A 17,741-nucleotide genomic window follows, 5' to 3' on the forward strand; every position below is an offset into this window, starting at 1 on the left:
GCGCCGCGATATTCCGGCACTTTCGGACGCCAGTGCGGTCAGCAGCGGGGGTTTGCGCAGTGCCAGCGGACCGCACCGGCGCGGAAGTCTGGATTTTGCCGCGTGCATGCGGAAGGATGAGCCCACGCCGGGCACAAACCCGGCGATCAGATAACCCGACGGCCGCGGTTGATGTGGACGAAAGCGACCTCGCCGCAGGCTACGAGCTTCCCGGGGTGGACCTGTCCGGCGAGGAGCTGCTGGTTCTGGTGGTGCCTCCACAAGCGGACGAGTTTACGTGTTCCTCGTGCTTCCTGGTCCGGCACCGTTCACAGATTGCGCGGGAAAAGGACGGCCACTTCTATTGCAAGGAGTGCGAGGGCTGATCCGGGGTGCCTATTTCCGCGAAAGCGCGGCAGTGAGTTCCTCGGGCCGCCTGGACGACGTCAGCCAATAGGGGGTCCGGTCGGACGGGTCCGTGATTTCGATCCGCACCACCGGGTCGATCCAGCCACGGATGCACAGGTAGGCGAGGCCGTTGAGCCGGGTCCCGCGCTGGGCCGTGGCGTCCTTGCCGTGGAACGCTGCCGCGTCGCCGACGAAGCGGCGCTCAATGGTGGCGCGTCCTACCGTCAAGGCGTCACTGGTGACAAGGATCGTCGGAGTGGACAGCACGAGCAGGACAGCAATGATCGTGAACAGGACGCCGGCCGCCGTATAGCCCGCAACCATGCTGATCGGGGCGAAAACGAGGATCCCGGCACCGGAGATCCCTGCCGCGATGATCCAGATCCAGACGTTCGGCCACAGCCTCTCCCGGAAAACTGCCGGGGTGCCGGCAGAGGGGGCGTCAGGGACGGGCGCGGTGGAGCTGGATTCGGGCATGCCACCAGCTTTCCACCTTTGGCTGGCTATTTCATCTTGGTTTCATCCGGTCTTGGCCTGCGACGTCCCGTTGAATCTAGGACGGAACTGCGGCTGGGCGTTAGACTGAGTGACTGTGACTGACGAACTTGCCACTGTTGAAACCGTTCCTGACGATGAGCTGGCCGGCCCTGCACCGGATGCAGCCGCAGCCTACGGGGCCCCGACGCTGCAGGTGCAGCTGAAAATGCTCGACGCCGGGCTGGAGGCACCTTCCTATGCCCACCCCGGCGACGCGGGAGCTGACCTGCGGACCCGGGAAGATGTGGTCCTGGCACCGGGGGAGCGGAAGCTGGTGGCTACCGGTGTTTCCATCGCGCTGCCGGACGGGTTTGTAGCCCTGATCCACCCTCGCTCCGGCCTGGCCACGAAGCATGGGCTGACTATCGTCAATGCGCCCGGCACTGTGGATGCCGGTTATCGCGGGGAAATTTCCGTGACCCTCCTCAACACCGATTCCAGGAACGCCATAGAGCTGCGGCGCGGCGATAGAATTGCACAGATGGTGATCCAGCGGGTGGAATATGCGCAGTTTGTCCCCGTCAACGAATTGAGCGAATCGGTGCGGGGAGCCGGCGGATTCGGATCCACCGGCGGCTTCACCTCGCCAAACGCCTGACACACCCGACGGCGGCAACCAGCGTTGGTTGCCCGCGGCAGCAAGACTTTCGACGGTACCCACCGGGCCCGGCGAGTCACTTTCACAACTAAGGAGACAATCCCCATGGTTTTTGGGCTCGGCAGGAAATCAAAGAAGGAACATCCGGCCGACCCGGACGAATCCCAGGCCTCAGTGGAATCAACGGATTCCGCTGACACGGCCTCGGCGGACGCCGGGCGTCGGGTTTCGGGCCCCTTTGATGTTTCCGAGGTCTCCAGCCGCGAGGGATATGTTGACCTCGGTGCGCTGCTGATTTCCCCGAGCGAGGGGCTCCAGCTCCGGCTCGAAGTTGAGGAAGCCACCCAGCGCGTGGTCGCTGTGACCATGGACCTGAACGGCTCCAGCCTTCAGTTGCAGGCGTTTGCTGCTCCCAAGACCGAGGGACTGTGGGACGAGATCCGCGAACAGATCGGTCAGTCCGTGGGAAGCCAGGGCGGGCAGGTTGAAGAAGTCCAGGGTGGCTTCGGAACCGAACTGATCGCCAAACTGCCCGCCGGTGCACAGGACGGCAGCCAGGGCTACCGGGTGGCGCGCTTCATAGGCATCGACGGGCCGCGTTGGTTCCTGCGCGGCGTCCTGGGCGGCGCGGCAGCGATGGAGCGCGAGGCTGCGGCACCGCTTGAGTCCCTTTTCCGCAAGATTGTGGTCATCCGGGGCGACAGCCCCATGCCGCCCCGGGACCTGCTTCAGCTGCGGCTGCCCAAGGATGCCAGCGTCACCCCGCCGCCTGGTGCCCCCGAATTCAATGCCCCCGAGTTCAAGGGCCCCGAACGTGGTCCGGAAACCACCCAGATTGGCTGATTCCCGCCAAGGTCCCCGGGAATCCTCCCCGGACGCGGGGATGCCGGTCAGCCGGCTGCCGGAACGGGGGAGGGTAGTGTGCCAGGGGCACATCGAATCGGTCACCTACATGCCCGCGGACCGGAACGCGGCATTCACCGCCATTGTCTCGGACCCCGACATTCGCGAGACGGGCGCCAAACCGGCACAGGGAACGGGTGGCCGCCTGCGTGTGGTCTGGCTGGGGCGGCGCAGGGTGCCGGGCATCGAGGCCGGGACCGTAGTCCGCCTTGAGGGCATGCTGTCCCAAAGCCAAGGCCTGCCCACCATGTTCAATCCACGCTATGAAATAGTTTCCCGCCAGGAGAACGAATGACCTCGCCCCAGCAGCCCGAGCCGTCCAAGCAGCCCGAGCCGTCCAAACAGCCCGAGCCGTCCGCGGTGAAGGGACTTGCTGAGGGCTATGCAGCCAAAGCCGGCCTGCACCGCACCCATGACGGCCGGATCGATGTCCTCAAGAGCGCCGGAGGAATCCAGGGCATCGCCGAGAGCATTGTGCCCGGCCTGGTCTTCCTGATCGCCTTTACCATCACGCGGGACCTGACGCCGTCGTTGGTGGCCGCGCTGGCCTCCGCCGCGGTGTTTACGGTGGTCCGCCTCGTCCAGCGGCGCCCGCTGACCCAGGCCCTCGCCGGCGTGGTGGGGGTGGGAATCTCGGCCTGGCTCGCCAACACTACGGGCAAGGCCGAGGACTTCTACCTGCCGGGCTTCTTCACGAACACCGCCTACATCCTCGCCATGGTGATCTCCATCGCGATCAAGTGGCCGGTGGCCGGCCTGCTGTTCGGGATCATCCGCAACGAAGGGCTGGACTGGCGCAAGGATCCCGCGCGGCTTAAGGCTTACCGCCTGGGCACGTGGATCATCGTGGCTGTCCTGGTACTTCGGCTGATCGTTCAGGTCCCCCTGTACCTGATGGGCGAGGACGGACTCGCCGCCCTGGCCACGACCCGCCTGATCATGGGGGCGCCGCTCTATATCCTCGGCGTCTGGATCGCGTGGCTTGTCACCCGGCCGGTACCGGCGGACGCCGACGCCCCGACGTCGGATCAGCCGCCGAGGCCGTCGTCCTCCAGCGCCTGAGTTTCGGCAGGCTGCACGCCTTCGGGCTCATGGGAGGCCTCCTCCGGCTCCTCCGCTGATTCGGGCGACAGCAGCGCACGCAACTGATCCTCGGCCGCGATGGTGGTGACGAAAAACAACTCGTCCCCGCCATCAATGACGTCATCCCGGCTGGGAGTGATGGGTGCGTGGTCCCGGAGGATTGCCACCAGCGTGGCGTCCTCGGGCCAATGGATGTCGCCCACCGTCAGGCCAATGACGTGCGAATCGTGCGGCACCGTGAACTCCACCAGCGAAGCGACGCCGGTCTGCAGTGTCAGGAGCCGGACCAGGTCGCCGATCTCCACCGCTTCCTCCACAAGCGCGGTCATCAGCTGGGGGGTGTTGACGGCAACGTCCACGCCCCAGGAGTCGTTGAACATCCAGTCGTTTTTGGGGTTGTTGACCCGACCCACGGTGCGGCCCACGCCGAATTCGGTCTTGGCCAGGAGCGAGACCACCAGGTTCACCTTGTCGTCGCCCGTGGCTGAAACAACGACGTCGGCGTCCTCCACTTTCGCTCCCTGCAGCGTGCTGAGCTCGCAGGCGTCGCCCACGAGCCAGTGCGCGCCGCGCAGCCCGCTGCGTCCGATGACCTCAGGTTTGAGGTCGATCAGCAGGATTTCGTGCTTGTGGGCCAGTAGTTCCCTGGCGATCGATGACCCGACGCTGCCGGCGCCGACGATAACAACTTTCACTACAACTCCTTGGCGGGTGCTTTGGCCAGAATCTGGGCGACCTGGGAACTGCGGTCCACCGGCAGCATGGCGTGGACTGTGTCGCCGTCCTGGTACGAAGTCCCGGTTTCCGGAAGCATGCCCTCGCCGAACCTGGTGAGGTATGCCACCCGGATGTCGGCAGCTTTTTCGACCTCGCTGATCCGGTGGCCGATCCAGCCGGCGTCGAGGTCCACCTCGGCGAGGACCAGCCGGCCGGAAGGCTCGCGGAAATCACCGGCGAGATGCTGTTCGGGCAGGATGCGGCGCAAGACCTGGTCTGCGCTCCACCGGACGGCGGCCACGGTGGGGATGCCGAGCCGTTGATAGATTTCTGCCCTGCCGGGATCGTAGATCCTGGCCACAACGTGGGGGACGTGGAAGGTCTCGCGCGCCACGCGGGTGGCCAGGATGTTGGAGTTGTCACCGCTGGAAACGGCCGCGAAGGCGTACGCCTCTGCCACGCCGGCCTGCTGGAGGGTGTCCCGGTCGAAGCCCACACCGGTGACTTTCCGGCCCGTGAAGCCCTGCCGAAGCCGGCGGAATGCGCGGTCGTCCTGGTCGATGATGGCGACGGAATGACCGGCGTCCTCCAGCGTATGCGCCAGAGTGGCCCCTACCCGGCCACATCCCATGATCACGAAATGCGCCACCGTATCTCCTCAACTTCCGTAGCCTGTTGCTGCTGCTAGAACTCTACCGGCAGCGCGCGTGCTGCATCCGCCCGGACGCCGTCATGACATGGGCAGGGAATCAGACTAGCTTTGTGGAGTGCTGACTATATTGAATGCCGTGAAACGGGTGCTGGTGGGCAGGCCCTTCAGGAATGACAGGCTCGCCCATACGTTGCTCCCCAAACGGGTAGCACTCCCGGTTTTCGCTTCCGACGCACTGTCATCTGTGGCTTACGCGCCCGATGAAATCCTGCTTACGCTGGCCCTGGCCGGCGTGAGTGCCGTGGCCTTTTCGCCGTGGGTGGGCCTGGCCGTGATGGTGGTCCTCCTGACGGTGGTGGCGTCCTACCGGCAGAACGTGCACGCCTACCCCTCCGGCGGCGGAGACTACGAGATCGCCAACGAAAACCTGGGCAAGTTTTCCGGGCTGACTGTGGCCTCGGCGCTCCTGGTGGACTACGTCCTGACGGTGGCCGTCTCGATGTCCTCGGCGGCCACCTACCTCACCACGGCGGTGCCGTCCCTGCACGGGCAACAGACCCTGTTCGCCACCATCGGCGTCGTAATCCTTGCCCTCGTCAACCTCCGCGGCATCAAGGAAGCCGGCAGCGTTTTCGCTGTCCCCACGTACATTTTTATGGCAGCGATCCTCGGCATGACAGCGGTGGGCGTCTTCCAGGCCGCCACAGGCCAGCTGGGCGAAGCACCGTCGGCGGCCTTCGAGATTGTGCCGGCTCCCGGTTTCGACGAAGGGCTGGTGGGCCTGGCCGGCGCCTTCCTCCTGCTCCGGGCGTTCTCCTCCGGCGCCGCCGCGCTGACCGGCATTGAGGCCATCAGCAACGGTGTGCCGAACTTCCAGAAACCGAAGAGCAAGAACGCGGCCACCACGCTGTTGCTGCTCGGCGTCATCGCCTCGTCCATGCTGGCCGGCATCATCTTTCTCGCCAACGCCACGAAGGTGCATATTGTGCTGGATCCGGCGACGGAATTCCTGATGAACGGCCTGCCGCTGCCGGAGGATTACATTCAGAGTCCGGCCATCAGCCAGATCGCCCAGACCATCTTCGGCCCGGGATCAATCCTGTTCTTCATCGTGGTCGCCGCCACCGGAGTAATCCTGGTGTTCGCCTCGAACACCGCGTTCAACGGGTTCCCGGTACTTGGCTCCATCCTCGCCCAGGACGGCTACCTGCCTCGCCAGCTGCGGACCAGGGGAGACCGCCTGGCGTTCAGCAACGGTGTCCTTGCCCTGGCCGCCGGAGCGTTGGTGCTGATCCTCGCGTTCAACGGCGACGTCACCAAACTGATCCAGCTCTACATCGTGGGCGTCTTTATTTCCTTTACCCTCAGCCAGCTGGGCATGATCCGGCATTGGGGGAGGCACCTCAAGCTCGCCAAGGACAAAGCCACCCGACGCCGGATGGTGAAGTCCCGCACCATCAACAGCATCGGGTTCGGCATGACGTCCCTGGTGCTGGTGATCGTGCTGATCACCAAGTTCCAGCAAGGCGCGTGGATCGCGCTGCTGGCCATGTTCATCCTGTTCCTGATCATGTGGAGCATCCGGGCACACTATGACAACGTGGCCAAGGAACTGGCCGTGGACGAGGACTCCTCGCCGCGTGCCTTGCCGTCCCGGGTCCACGCGGTACTGTTGGTGTCCCACGTGCGCAAGCCGGTGTTGCGTGCCCTGGCCTACGCCCGGGCCTCGCGGCCGTCGCGGCTGGACGCCATCACGGTGGACATTAATGCAGAGGAAACCGCGCATACGGTTGCCGACTGGGAAAAGCTGGAGATCCCCGTGCCGCTGACCGTCCTCGCCAGCCCGTACCGGGAAACCATCACGCCCATCATGGAATACGTCAAGAACATGCGCCGTGATTCCCCCCGCGACCTGATCGTGGTCTACATCCCTGAATACGTGGTCGGCAAATGGTGGGAACAGCTGGTCCATAACCAGACAGCATTGCGTATCAAAACCCGGCTGCACTTTGAACCTGGCGTGATGGTGGCCAGTGTCCCGTGGCAGTTGAAATCGTCCGAAGAAGCCAAAAACATGCAGGATATCCGATGAACCCCCAGACCCAGAGCCACCCCGCAGCTGCCACGGCAGCCCCCACCGAACTGGTGCTCGACGTCGGCCCGGTGGCCCACGGCGGCCACTGTGTGGCCCGGCACGAGGGCAGGGTTATCTTTGTCCGGCACGGCATCCCCGGCGAAAAGGTACGCGTCCGCCTCACCGACGCGGGGGAGTCTGCCAAGTTCTGGCGCGCCGACGTTGTGGAGGTGCTGGAAGCCTCCCCTGACCGGGCGGAGCACTTCTGGCGTCCGGCTGACTCCCTCCGCGCCTGGGCCCACGGACATCCGCCGGTGGGCGGAGCCGAATTCGGCCACATCTCCCTTACCCGCCAGCGCGCGCTCAAGTCGGCGGTACTGGCCGAACAGCTTCAGCGCCTCGCCGCCGTCGAACGCCTGCCCGACGGGCTGGACCTCGGAAACCTCGTGGAGGCTGTGGAGGCTGTGGACGCGGGCGGGCGGGATTCCAGCCTGGAGACTGAGTCAACGTACGACGCCGGCACTGGCCTGGGGTGGCGGACGCGCGCCAGCTTCTCGGTGGCTCCGGGCGGCAAACTTGGCATGCACGCGCACCGTTCCGACCACATCATTGCCGTCCGGGAGATGCCGCTCGCAACGGAGCGCATCAACCGGCTGCGCTTGTGGGACCTCGACCTGACCGGCATCGAACGCGTGGAGGTGGCAGCGCCGTCGAACGGTTCACGCCCACTGGTGCTGCTGGCTCCTGCACCCGGCACCAAGCCCAAGCGGCTCAGTGCCATCGCGGCCCAGCTTCCGGACGACGTTTCCGTGGCCACGTTCGACCCCCTCACAGGGGAAGTCGCGCAGCTGCGTGGCCGGACCTGGGTCCAGGAGTCGGCAGCCGGCCACGACTACAGGGTTACGGGCGCGGGTTTCTGGCAGATCCACCGCGACGCGCCCGGGACGCTTGTGGGGGCCGTCACAGAATTCCTCCACAATGGCGGATTCCTGGCGCCGGGTTCCGTGGTGGCAGACCTCTACGCCGGCGCCGGGCTGTTCACGGCTCCATTGGCTGACGCGGTGGGGGAGACCGGGTCGGTTCTCTCGGTGGAAGGAGCACCGGGAACCAGCCGGGACGCCCGCAAGAACCTTCACGGTGCGCCGCAGGTGGAGATCGAGCACGGCCGGGTGGAACGTGTCCTCCGCCAAAAGCCGCGGAATTTCGACGCCATCGTGCTGGATCCGCCCCGGGCGGGCGCCGGGAAGCCCGTGGTCAGCCAGCTGATCGCCGCCGGCCCCCGCGCCATCGCCTACGTGTCCTGTGATCCGGCATCGTTTGCCCGGGACGTGGGGTACTTCCAGCAGGCAGGCTGGTCCCTGGCGGGCCTGCGGGCCTTCGATCTCTATCCGCACACCCACCACCTGGAGACGGTGGCGTTACTGACGCCGGGTCAGTGATGCTACTAGGATGGCGGTAGTAATCCCACGTCGCGCCCCGTATTCACGGCTGACCTCCTGCAATTTGTGTGGCCAGCACTAATTAGGCCTGCCTAACTAGCAAGCGGTCTACCGCGCGACAAAGATGAAACTGTTGCGAGAGGAGTCCTGCGATGAGCACAGTGGACAGCTTCGGTTCAAAAGGCAAACTTAATGTAGCCGGAACCGAATACGAAATTTTCCGGTTGAACTCCGTTGAAGGTGCAGAAAACCTTCCGTTCAGCCTCAAGGTATTGCTTGAAAACCTGTTGAGGACCGAGGACGGCGCGAACATCACGGCCGATCACGTGCGTGCCTTGGCTGGCTGGGATCCCAATGCCCAGCCCGATACAGAAATCCAGTTCACGCCTGCCCGGGTGATCATGCAGGACTTCACCGGCGTCCCCTGCGTGGTGGACCTGGCGACAATGCGTGAAGCGGTCAAGGAACTCGGCGGTGACCCCAAGCGGGTCAACCCGCTGGCTCCGGCGGAAATGGTCATTGACCACTCCGTGCAGATCGACGCTTTCGGCAACTCCGGCGCACTGGAGCGCAACATGGAGATCGAATACCAGCGCAACGGCGAGCGTTACCAGTTCCTGCGGTGGGGCCAGACCGCATTCGACGACTTCAAGGTTGTCCCCCCGGGAACCGGCATTGTGCACCAGGTCAACATCGAATACCTGGCCCGCACGGTCATGACCCGTGAAATTGACGGCGTCCTCCGGGCCTACCCGGACACCTGCGTCGGCACCGACTCGCACACCACCATGGTCAATGGCCTGGGTGTCCTGGGCTGGGGCGTTGGCGGCATCGAAGCCGAAGCGGCCATGCTGGGACAGCCTGTCTCGATGCTCATCCCTCGTGTTGTGGGCTTCAAGCTGACCGGGTCCATTCCGGCCGGCGCCACCGCTACGGACGTTGTGCTGACCATCACCGAGCAGCTGCGCAAGCACGGTGTTGTGGGCAAGTTCGTGGAATTCTACGGCGAAGGTGTTGCGGCAGTGCCGCTGGCCAACCGCGCCACCATCGGCAACATGAGCCCGGAATTCGGCTCCACTGCCGCAATGTTCCCCATCGACGACGTCACATTGGACTACCTGCGCCTCACCGGCCGCTCGGACGAAAATGTGGCGCTCGTGGAGTCCTACGCCAAGGAACAGGGCCTCTGGCACGATGCTTCCCGCGAGATCAAGTTCTCCGAGTACCTCGAGCTGGACCTGTCCACGGTTGTTCCCTCCATCTCCGGCCCCAAGCGTCCCCAGGACCGCATTGAGCTGACGGATGCCAAGGAACAGTTCCGCAAGGACATCCACAACTACGTCGCCATCGAAGACGGCAGCGTGGACGAGTCCCTGGACGAGTCCTTCCCCGCATCGGATGCACCGTCGTTCACGCACGCCGACTCGCACACCACCGAGACCAGCCGTGTTGTGTCCGCAGCGAACGGCGCCCACGGGCGTCCGACCAACCCGGTGCACATCAAGACTGAAGACGGCCGCGAGTTCGAACTGGACCACGGAGCGGTATCCATCGCCTCCATCACGTCCTGCACAAACACGTCCAACCCCTCGGTGATGCTGGCCGCAGCCCTGCTGGCCCGCAACGCCGTCGACAAGGGCCTGACCTCGAAGCCGTGGGTCAAGACCTCCGTGGCTCCCGGCTCCAAGGTTGTCACCGACTACTACAACAAGTCGGGCCTGACGCCGTACCTGGAGAAGCTCGGCTTCTACATCGTGGGTTACGGCTGTGCCACCTGCATCGGCAACTCCGGACCGCTGGACGCCGAAATCTCCGAGGCCATCCAGGCCAACGACCTTTCCGTCACCGCGGTGCTCTCCGGTAACCGCAACTTCGAGGGCCGGATCAACCCGGACGTGAAGATGAACTACCTGGCCTCCCCGCCGCTGGTCATTGCCTACGCCCTGGCCGGTTCCATGGACTTCGACTTCGACACCGATTCCCTGGGCAAGGACGAAGCCGGTAACGACGTCTTCCTGAAGGACATCTGGCCCAACCCGGTTGAGGTCCAGCAGGTCATCGACTCCTCGATCGACAAGGACATGTTCGCCCGCGGCTACGAGGGCGTCTTCGACGGCGATGCACGCTGGAAGGCGCTCGACACGCCGGCCGGTGACACCTTCGCCTGGGATCCGAACTCCACCTACGTCCGGAAGCCCCCGTACTTCGACGGAATGAAGGCGCAGCCGGAACCCGTCCAGGACATCTCCGGCGCACGCGTGCTGCTGAAGCTGGGCGATTCGGTCACCACCGACCACATCTCCCCGGCCGGTTCCTTCAAGTCGGACACCCCCGCCGGCCAGTACCTGCTGGCCAACGGTGTGCAGCGCAAGGACTTCAACTCCTACGGCTCACGCCGTGGCAACCACGAAGTCATGATCCGCGGCACCTTCGCGAACATCCGCATCAAGAACCAACTGCTGGACGGCGTCGAAGGTGGTTTCACCCGCGACTTCACCCAGGCTGACGGCCCGCAGGCATATGTCTACGACGCCGCGCAGAACTACCAGGCAGCCGGCACCCCGCTGGTGGTCCTGGCGGGCAAGGAATACGGTTCCGGATCCTCGCGTGACTGGGCAGCGAAGGGCACCGCCCTCCTGGGCGTCAAGGCCGTCGTCGCAGAGAGCTACGAGCGTATCCACCGTTCCAACCTGATCGGCATGGGCGTCCTGCCCCTGCAGTACCCGGCTGGCGAGTCCGCGGCCACCCTGGGCCTGACCGGCACGGAAACCTTCTCGGTTGAGGGCGTTATTGCCCTGAACGAAGGGACCACGCCCAAGACCCTCAAGGTCACCGCCACCGCAGAAGACGGCTCCGCCAAGTCCTTCGATGCAGTACTCCGCATCGATACTCCGGGCGAAGCCGACTACTACCGCAACGGCGGCATCCTGCAGTACGTCCTGCGCCAGATCTCGGCCAACTAGCCGGAATCTGAACCCACGCAGTACTCTTTCGAAGCCCCGGCCGGTCACCGACCAGCCGGGGCTTCGGCTTTGCATTTTCCGCAAGGCGTTAGAGTTAACAGGCACGTCTACCACCCGAAGGAGGGGTCATTGGGAATCTTGGACACCATCCGGAATCCGCAGGACCTGAACCAGCTGTCTCACGAGCAGCTCGAAGAGCTGGCCGCTGAGGTCAGGAGTTTCCTGATCACCAACGTCTCCCAGACAGGTGGACACCTCGGACCCAACCTCGGCGTTGTGGAACTGACCCTGGCCGTGCACCGCATCTTCGATTCGCCCCGGGACAGCATCGTGTTCGACACGGGCCACCAGTCGTATGTGCACAAGCTCCTCACCGGCCGCCAGGACTTCAGTACCCTGCGCCAGCAGGGCGGAATGTCCGGCTACCCTTCCCGCGCCGAGTCCGAGCATGACATTGTGGAAAGCTCGCATGCTTCCTCCTCCCTCTCCTGGGCGGACGGCATCTCCCGTGCCAGGCAGCTCACCGGCGAGTCGGAGCGTTACACCGTCGCCGTCGTCGGAGACGGGGCGCTCACCGGCGGCATGGCCTGGGAAGCCATCAACAACATTGCGGCGGACAAGCGCCGCCGCGTGGTGATCGTGGTCAACGACAACGGCCGCTCCTACGCCCCCACGGTGGGCGGCTTCGCGGACTACCTCGCCTCACTGCGCCCCACCATCGACTCGTTTCGCGCCGCCCCTGCCTATGAGGGCACGCTGGACTGGTGGAAGAAGAAGCTCCAGAACGGCGGCCCCGTAGGCCAGTTCACCTACAAGAGCCTGCATGCCATGAAAAAGGGCATCAAGGACTGGTGGGCGCCGCAGGGCATGTTCGAAGACCTCGGCATGAAGTACATCGGCCCGGTTGACGGCCACAACCTGCAGGCCATGGAGCACGCCCTGTCCACAGCCAGGAACTACGCCGGCCCCGTGATTGTCCACGCCATGACCGAAAAGGGCCACGGCTACGCCCCGGCCCGGGCCCATGAAGCGGACCAGTTCCACGCCGTCGGCATTATCGATCCGGAGACCGGTGAGCCGACGGGAGTTTCCGGGGCACAGTCCTGGACGTCTGTTTTTGCTGACGAAATCGCGAAGATCGCCGACGAACGCCCCGACATTGTGGGCATCACCGGGGCCATGCTCATTCCCGTGGGCCTGCATAAGTTTGCGGCCAAGCACCCGGACCGCGTGATCGATGTCGGCATCGCCGAGCAGCATGCGCTGACGTCCGCCGCCGGCATGGCTTTCGGCGGGCTCCACCCCGTGGTGGCCGTGTATGCCACCTTCCTGAACCGTGCCTTTGACCAGCTCCTCATGGACGTGGCCTTGCACAAAGCCGGCGTCACCATCGTCCTGGACAGGGCCGGTGTCACCGGCCCTGACGGGGCCAGCCATCACGGCATGTGGGACATGGCAATGGTCCAGATCGTGCCCGGACTCCACCTCGCCGCGCCGCGCGACGCCTCCCGGCTGCGGGAAGAGCTGCGCGAGGCCGTGGCCATCAGCGACGCCCCCACCGTGGTGCGCTTCTCCAAGGGCACCGTGGGCGCCGAAGTGGAGGCCATCGAACGCCTGGGCGACGGTGTTGACGTGCTGGCCCGCCGGCCGGCCGGCTCCACCGAAAACGACGTCCTGATCGTCAGTGTCGGAGCGATGTCCGAACTGGCCCTCGACGTGTCCAACCGCCTGGGCGCCCAAGGCATCAGCACCACTGTGGTGGACCCGCGCTGGGTGCTGCCGGTGCGGCGTTCCATCATCGCGCTGGCCTCCCACCACCGGCTGGTCATCTGCATCGAGGACGGTGTCAGGGCAGGCGGCGTCGGATCGCGGATCCGGCAGGAAATGCGCGCCGCCGGCGTGGACACCGCCCTGAACGAGGTGGGGCTCCCCGCGGAGTTCCTGGACCACGGCACACGCAGCCAGGTGCTGGAGCGCGTCGGGCTGACGGCCCAGCAGATCACGCACGACGTCGTCGCCCAGGTTCTGGGCACAAAGGTCCCCTTCGCGCGCCCCCTGCCAGGCCAGGAGCACCCCACCACCGGCAGCCTGCCGATCCTGTGAGGGAAGAAGACGCACTGAAGTATCCGTCCGCCGTCGGGGATTCAAGCCCGGCGAGGCACACGAGCACCACCCGCGTTCCTGCGGGACTGCAGCCAGGCCAGCTGGTGGTGGCCCGGAACCGGAAATGGAACGGGCAAGCCCACTGGGTGGTCCCGGGGCGGTACCTCGGCGAGGACCGGCACGGCTGGTGGATCTTCCAGGGAACCAACGAATTCTGTTCGCGCCCGGGCGCCGCCTTTTACACAGCATCCGACGCCGTGCTGCTGGTGCCGCGGTCCGGAGACTGGGTGGCCACGTTCTACGACGACGCCCACCCCAGCGGCGTCAGGGTCTACGTTGACCTCGCCGTCGCCCACGAGTGGACGGACATCCGGCCCGCCGTCACCGAGTTCCATGTGATCGACATGGACCTGGACGTGATCCGCATGGCCGGCCGGGGCGTCTTCATCGATGACCAGGACGAGTTCGCCGAGCACCGCGTCGCCATGAATTACCCGGACCTGCTGGTGGATGACATCCAGGCGGCCGCGGACGAGCTATATCAGGCCGTCAAGGCACAGCACGCACCATTCGACGGAACAGACGCCGGATGGTTCACGAAGGGACGGTCATGAGCGGGATCATCAGGGTCTACAAACGGGACGACGAGGGAGTACTGCACTTCCGTGAAGGCTGGTTCGACGAGGACTACAGCCAGTTCGTGATGAACTACGGCGTGGTTGGCCACCAGAGCAAAACCGAAGAGACTGATGTGGCGGACGCCGCCGCGGTGGAGGGCCTGATGGATGCCTTTGCCGTCCAGTGCGCCGAGGACGGCTTCGCCGAAATCCCCGACGAGGACCAGTTCTGGGTGGTGGCGCAGTTCGCCCTCAAAACCAAGGAGGGCACGGACCGTGACCGCTACCTTGAGGAAAAGGCGAAGGACGCCCTCATCAGCCACCTGGCCTGGCGCGGCCTGGGAACCGTGGAACGCTCGGAGTTCAGCGACTATAAACTGAACATCTTCTGCCTCTGCCCCGACGTGAACAAGGCTGTCAGCGCAATCAAGGTCTGCAGCCGTGGCGAAGACCTCGACTTCACCAAACTCAGCATCGGCGCCGCGCCCTTCAGCGAACCGGACAACTTCAAACTCAAGCACTCCCCGAAGCCTGCCAACTCGTTCAGCCTCTAGAGGGGAAATCCATGCCTGACTACCGACGCCTGGGAAACTCCGGGCTGACCGTCTCCGTGGTGGGGCTCGGTTGCAACAACCTGGGCCGTGCCAATACGGTGACCGAATCGCAGGCGGGGACTGACGCCGTCGTTCATGCCGCCCTCGACGCCGGCGTGACGCTTTTCGATGTTGCTGACAACTACGGGCGGGAGCCCGGACTCAGCGAGACGATGCTGGGCAAGGCCCTGGCCGGCAAGCGGGATGATGCGGTGGTGGCCACCAAGTTCGGCATGGACGTCCGGGGTGCCAATGGCAACGACTTTGGGGCCCGGGGGTCACGGCGCTACATAGTCCGTGCGGTGGAGGCCTCGCTGCGGCGGCTGGGCACGGACTGGATCGACCTTTACCAGTTCCACACGCCTGACCCCCTGACCCCCATCGAGGAGACACTGAGTGCCCTCGATGACGTTGTCTCCAGCGGCAAGGTCCGCTACATCGGACACTCCAACCGCGCCGGCTGGCAGATTGCCGAGGCGGAATTTGTGGCCCGGGCCGCCGGCGGCACACGTTTCATTTCGACGCAGAACCACTACAACCTCCTGGACCGGCGGGCAGAACTCGAGGTCACCCCGGCGGCAGAAGCCTACGGCCTGGGTGTCCTGCCTTACTTCCCGCTGGCCAACGGCCTGCTGACGGGCAAGTATTCGCCGGGCTCGGCTCCGGCGGGGTCGCGGCTGAGCCATACGCGGACCAACATGGTGCACGACGCCGACTGGGACCAGCTCCAGCGTTTCAGTTCCTTCGCGGCAGTCCGCGGCCTGACCGAGATCCAGGTGGCCTTCTCCTGGCTCGCGGCCCAGCCTGCCGTCAGCAGCGTGATCGCCGGCGCCACCAGGCCGGAGCAGGTCCGCGAAAATGCGGCCGCTGCGGCCTGGGTGCCGTCGCCGGCAGAGCTCGCGGAACTGGATGCGATCTTCCCGAAGGTCCCCAAAGTTGCGCTCTTTTAGGAAACTCCGCAGATGACCAAGCTACTACTGGACGTTGATACCGGGATCGACGATGCCCTGGCGCTGGCTTACCTGGCCTCCTTGCCGGAGGTGGAGTTCGTGGCCGTGACGGCATCGCCCGGGAACGTGGACGCACACCAGGTGGCGCGGAACACCCTCGCCATGCTGGAACTGTGCGGACGCACCGGGGTGGAGGTCGCCGTGGGGGCATCCGCTCCGCTGAGCATTCCGCTGGTGACCACGCCCGAAACCCATGGTCCCCAGGGCATTGGCCACGCCGTCCTGCCGCCGCCGTCCGGGACGGTCTCGGCGCGGCACGCCGCCGACCTGTGGGTGGAGGCGGCCCGGGCACATCCGGGGGAGCTCACGGCCCTGATCACGGCGCCGCTGACGAACTTCGCGCTGGCCATCCGCCGCGAACCTCGGCTGCCCGAACTGCTGGGCAAGGTAGTTATCATGGGCGGCAGCTTCTACCACCAGGGGAACACCACTCCCACCGCCGAATGGAATACTCACGTTGATCCGCAGGCGGCCAAGGAAGTTTATGCGGCCTACCGCGGCCTGCCGGTGGACCGGCTGCCCATTGTCTGTTCACTGGACACCACTGAGCGGATCGAGCTGCGGCCGGAGCATGTGTTGCGGCTCGCGGAGGCGGCCGGCTGCAGTGAGCGGGAGCTGGTCCTGCCGAAGCAGCCTGAAGGGCTCAGGAGCACGGCCGACAGTCCGCTGGTGCGGCACCTGTCCGATGCCCTTCGCTTCTACTTTGAGTTTCACCGTCTCTACGGCCAGGGCTACCTGGCGCACGTCCACGACTACTTCGCTGCCGGTGTGGCCGCCGGGACGCTCGATTACGCAACCCGCTTGGCCACCGTGGACGTCGAGGTTGAATCGCCCCTGCTGATGGGGACCACCGTGGCCGATTACCGGAACCTGTGGAATCACCCGCCAAATGCCCGGATCGTCTCGAACAACAACCCTGAGCAGGCCTTCGGGGAATTGATACGGTCCGTCGGCGGCCTCGCGGCGCGGCTGCGCTGAACGTTCGCCCTACAGCGGCGCGTTTTCAGGCACGTCCACGTCCAGCGCGAGAAGGGCGTTCTCCACCACTTCCATGAGGGCCGGATGGATCCAGTACGGTCCCCGCGCGAGCTGGTGGACCGCTCGGCCAAAAGCTTGACCACCCCTTCCTCGTCCTCCATGGCCCAGCCGTAGGCAGTGGAGCCGTAGTCCTGGACGGCGGTCACAACGTCTGTCCCGGCTGCTGCCTGGGACCGGGCTTCATCCTCGGTCAGGCCCACGGAGGCCACGTGCGGATTGCTGAATACCGCAAACGGCACTGCGGTGTAGTCGATGGTCCGGAGCCGGTCCGGGTGTTCCAGGTTATGCGCCACCACCCGGGCCTCCCGGTTGGCGACGTGCTTGAGCTGGTAGCTATTGGCGATGTCACCCAGGGTATAGACACCGTCAACGGGTTTGCCGTCGGCGAGGACCCGGAGGTTCGCGTCCACGGACAGGGTATGGTCCTCATCCAGGTCAAAGCCGGCGGCGTCCACGCCCAGCCGTTCGGTGTTCGGCACCCGCCCGGTGGCCATCAGGACGATGTCCGCCGCGACCCGCAGAGGTTTGCCGTCGTCGTCGGCGAACACAACGGTGACGCTGCCGTCGCCGTTGTCCTCGATGTACCCGCCGCCCACCACCACCCGCTCGGGCGGACCGTCGAGGCGCATCACGGTGTCCGAGGTGTGCACGTGCGGCAGGCCGATCCCCGGCACGTCGGGGAGCACAGCCCGGGAACCCGCGGCCACCACCACGCGGTCCGTGGTGAGCTCCACCCCGGAATCAGTGGTGAGCGTCCGCGGACCGGTGAACCGGACGTGTTCCTGGTATAGGTCCACATTCTTCAATTCCTCCGCGCGGTAGCGGCGGCCGGACTCGGAAATCGAATCAATCCGGCCAAAGATCCTGTCCCGCAGCTCATTCCACCGCACCTTGTCCAGGCTCAGGTCCACACCCAGGCGGGCGGCCTCCCTGGGCGCGGCCGCCAAGGTAGCCGGGTACACAAACACCTTCGTGGGGATGCAGCCGACGTTCAGGCACGTGCCGCCGAACACGCCGGCGTGATCAG

Annotated in this window: 16 protein-coding genes and 1 pseudogene; 13 read left to right on the plus strand and 4 right to left on the minus strand. The window is 65.4% G+C overall.

The window, feature by feature from the left end; all coding sequences use genetic code 11:
* Window positions 1-140 precede the first annotated feature (140 nt).
* Window positions 141-365: pseudogene (locus NG698_RS08195) on the plus strand (DUF4193 domain-containing protein); the annotation flags it as partial.
* A gap of 10 nt (window positions 366-375) precedes the next feature.
* Here NG698_RS08195 and NG698_RS08200 read toward each other — a convergent pair.
* The gene (locus NG698_RS08200; protein WP_252600177.1) at window positions 376-864 is read right to left on the minus strand and encodes a DUF3093 domain-containing protein; all 489 of its coding nucleotides are present in this window, start codon (window positions 862-864) and stop codon (window positions 376-378) included.
* Window positions 865-979: 115 nt separating this feature from the next.
* Between NG698_RS08200 and dut the strand changes: the two genes are divergently transcribed.
* The 4 genes from dut (at window position 980) to NG698_RS08220 (ending at window position 3,487) form a co-directional block, all read left to right on the plus strand.
* Entirely contained in the window at window positions 980-1,522 is a 543-nt protein-coding gene (gene dut, locus NG698_RS08205) for a dUTP diphosphatase (protein ID WP_252600178.1), read from the plus strand.
* A gap of 105 nt (window positions 1,523-1,627) precedes the next feature.
* Entirely contained in the window at window positions 1,628-2,365 is a 738-nt protein-coding gene (locus NG698_RS08210; protein WP_252600179.1) for a DUF3710 domain-containing protein, read from the plus strand.
* A complete protein-coding gene (locus NG698_RS08215; protein WP_374209911.1) occupies window positions 2,358-2,720 on the plus strand; it encodes a single stranded DNA-binding domain-containing protein in 363 nt (120 codons plus the stop codon). Before NG698_RS08210 ends, NG698_RS08215 begins: the two co-directional genes overlap by 8 nt.
* Window positions 2,717-3,487, plus strand: a complete 771-nt coding sequence (locus NG698_RS08220; protein ID WP_252600180.1) for a DUF3159 domain-containing protein — start codon at window positions 2,717-2,719, stop codon at window positions 3,485-3,487. Before NG698_RS08215 ends, NG698_RS08220 begins: the two co-directional genes overlap by 4 nt.
* On the opposite strand, the gene NG698_RS08225 is transcribed toward NG698_RS08220, so the two are convergent.
* On the minus strand, window positions 3,454-4,203 hold the full coding sequence (locus NG698_RS08225; RefSeq protein ID WP_252600181.1) for a potassium channel family protein: 750 nt from the start codon (window positions 4,201-4,203) through the stop codon (window positions 3,454-3,456). The genes NG698_RS08220 and NG698_RS08225 overlap by 34 nt on opposite strands.
* Window positions 4,203-4,874, minus strand: coding sequence for a potassium channel family protein (locus NG698_RS08230; RefSeq protein WP_056345371.1), 672 nt, complete (start codon window positions 4,872-4,874; stop codon window positions 4,203-4,205). Before NG698_RS08230 ends, NG698_RS08225 begins: the two co-directional genes overlap by 1 nt.
* A 118-nt stretch (window positions 4,875-4,992) precedes the next feature.
* Between NG698_RS08230 and NG698_RS08235 the strand changes: the two genes are divergently transcribed.
* The 8 genes from NG698_RS08235 to NG698_RS08270 all read left to right on the plus strand — a co-directional run bounded on the left by NG698_RS08235 (window position 4,993) and on the right by NG698_RS08270 (window position 16,654).
* On the plus strand, window positions 4,993-6,969 hold the full coding sequence (locus tag NG698_RS08235) for an APC family permease (protein ID WP_252600182.1): 1,977 nt from the start codon (window positions 4,993-4,995) through the stop codon (window positions 6,967-6,969).
* Window positions 6,966-8,390 carry a class I SAM-dependent RNA methyltransferase gene (locus NG698_RS08240; protein WP_252609163.1) on the plus strand — a complete coding sequence of 475 codons (1,425 nt, stop codon included), beginning with the start codon at window positions 6,966-6,968 and terminating at the stop codon, window positions 8,388-8,390. The genes NG698_RS08235 and NG698_RS08240 overlap by 4 nt, the downstream gene beginning before the upstream one ends.
* 152 nt (window positions 8,391-8,542) lie before the next feature.
* Entirely contained in the window at window positions 8,543-11,353 is a 2,811-nt protein-coding gene (gene acnA, locus NG698_RS08245; RefSeq protein ID WP_252600184.1) for an aconitate hydratase AcnA, read from the plus strand.
* Window positions 11,354-11,482: 129 nt separating this feature from the next.
* Window positions 11,483-13,456 carry a 1-deoxy-D-xylulose-5-phosphate synthase gene (gene dxs, locus NG698_RS08250; protein WP_252600185.1) on the plus strand — a complete coding sequence of 658 codons (1,974 nt, stop codon included), beginning with the start codon at window positions 11,483-11,485 and terminating at the stop codon, window positions 13,454-13,456.
* Complete coding sequence (locus tag NG698_RS08255; RefSeq protein ID WP_252600186.1) at window positions 13,453-14,070, plus strand: DUF402 domain-containing protein; 618 nt, start codon at window positions 13,453-13,455, stop codon at window positions 14,068-14,070. Before dxs ends, NG698_RS08255 begins: the two co-directional genes overlap by 4 nt.
* Window positions 14,067-14,627, plus strand: a complete 561-nt coding sequence (locus NG698_RS08260; RefSeq protein ID WP_252600187.1) for a hypothetical protein — start codon at window positions 14,067-14,069, stop codon at window positions 14,625-14,627. The genes NG698_RS08255 and NG698_RS08260 overlap by 4 nt, the downstream gene beginning before the upstream one ends.
* An 11-nt stretch (window positions 14,628-14,638) precedes the next feature.
* On the plus strand, window positions 14,639-15,616 hold the full coding sequence (locus NG698_RS08265) for an aldo/keto reductase (protein ID WP_252600188.1): 978 nt from the start codon (window positions 14,639-14,641) through the stop codon (window positions 15,614-15,616).
* A 12-nt stretch (window positions 15,617-15,628) separates the two neighbouring features.
* Window positions 15,629-16,654, plus strand: coding sequence for a nucleoside hydrolase (locus NG698_RS08270; RefSeq protein WP_252609165.1), 1,026 nt, complete (start codon window positions 15,629-15,631; stop codon window positions 16,652-16,654).
* Here the strand turns inward: NG698_RS08270 and NG698_RS08275 are convergent.
* Entirely contained in the window at window positions 16,555-17,727 is a 1,173-nt protein-coding gene (locus NG698_RS08275) for an FAD-dependent oxidoreductase (protein ID WP_308293021.1), read from the minus strand. The genes NG698_RS08270 and NG698_RS08275 overlap by 100 nt on opposite strands.
* Window positions 17,728-17,741 lie beyond the last annotated feature (14 nt).

The sequence above is a fragment of the Pseudarthrobacter raffinosi genome, assembly GCF_023913735.1.
GTDB classification, from domain to species: Bacteria; Actinomycetota; Actinomycetes; order Actinomycetales; family Micrococcaceae; genus Arthrobacter; species Arthrobacter raffinosi.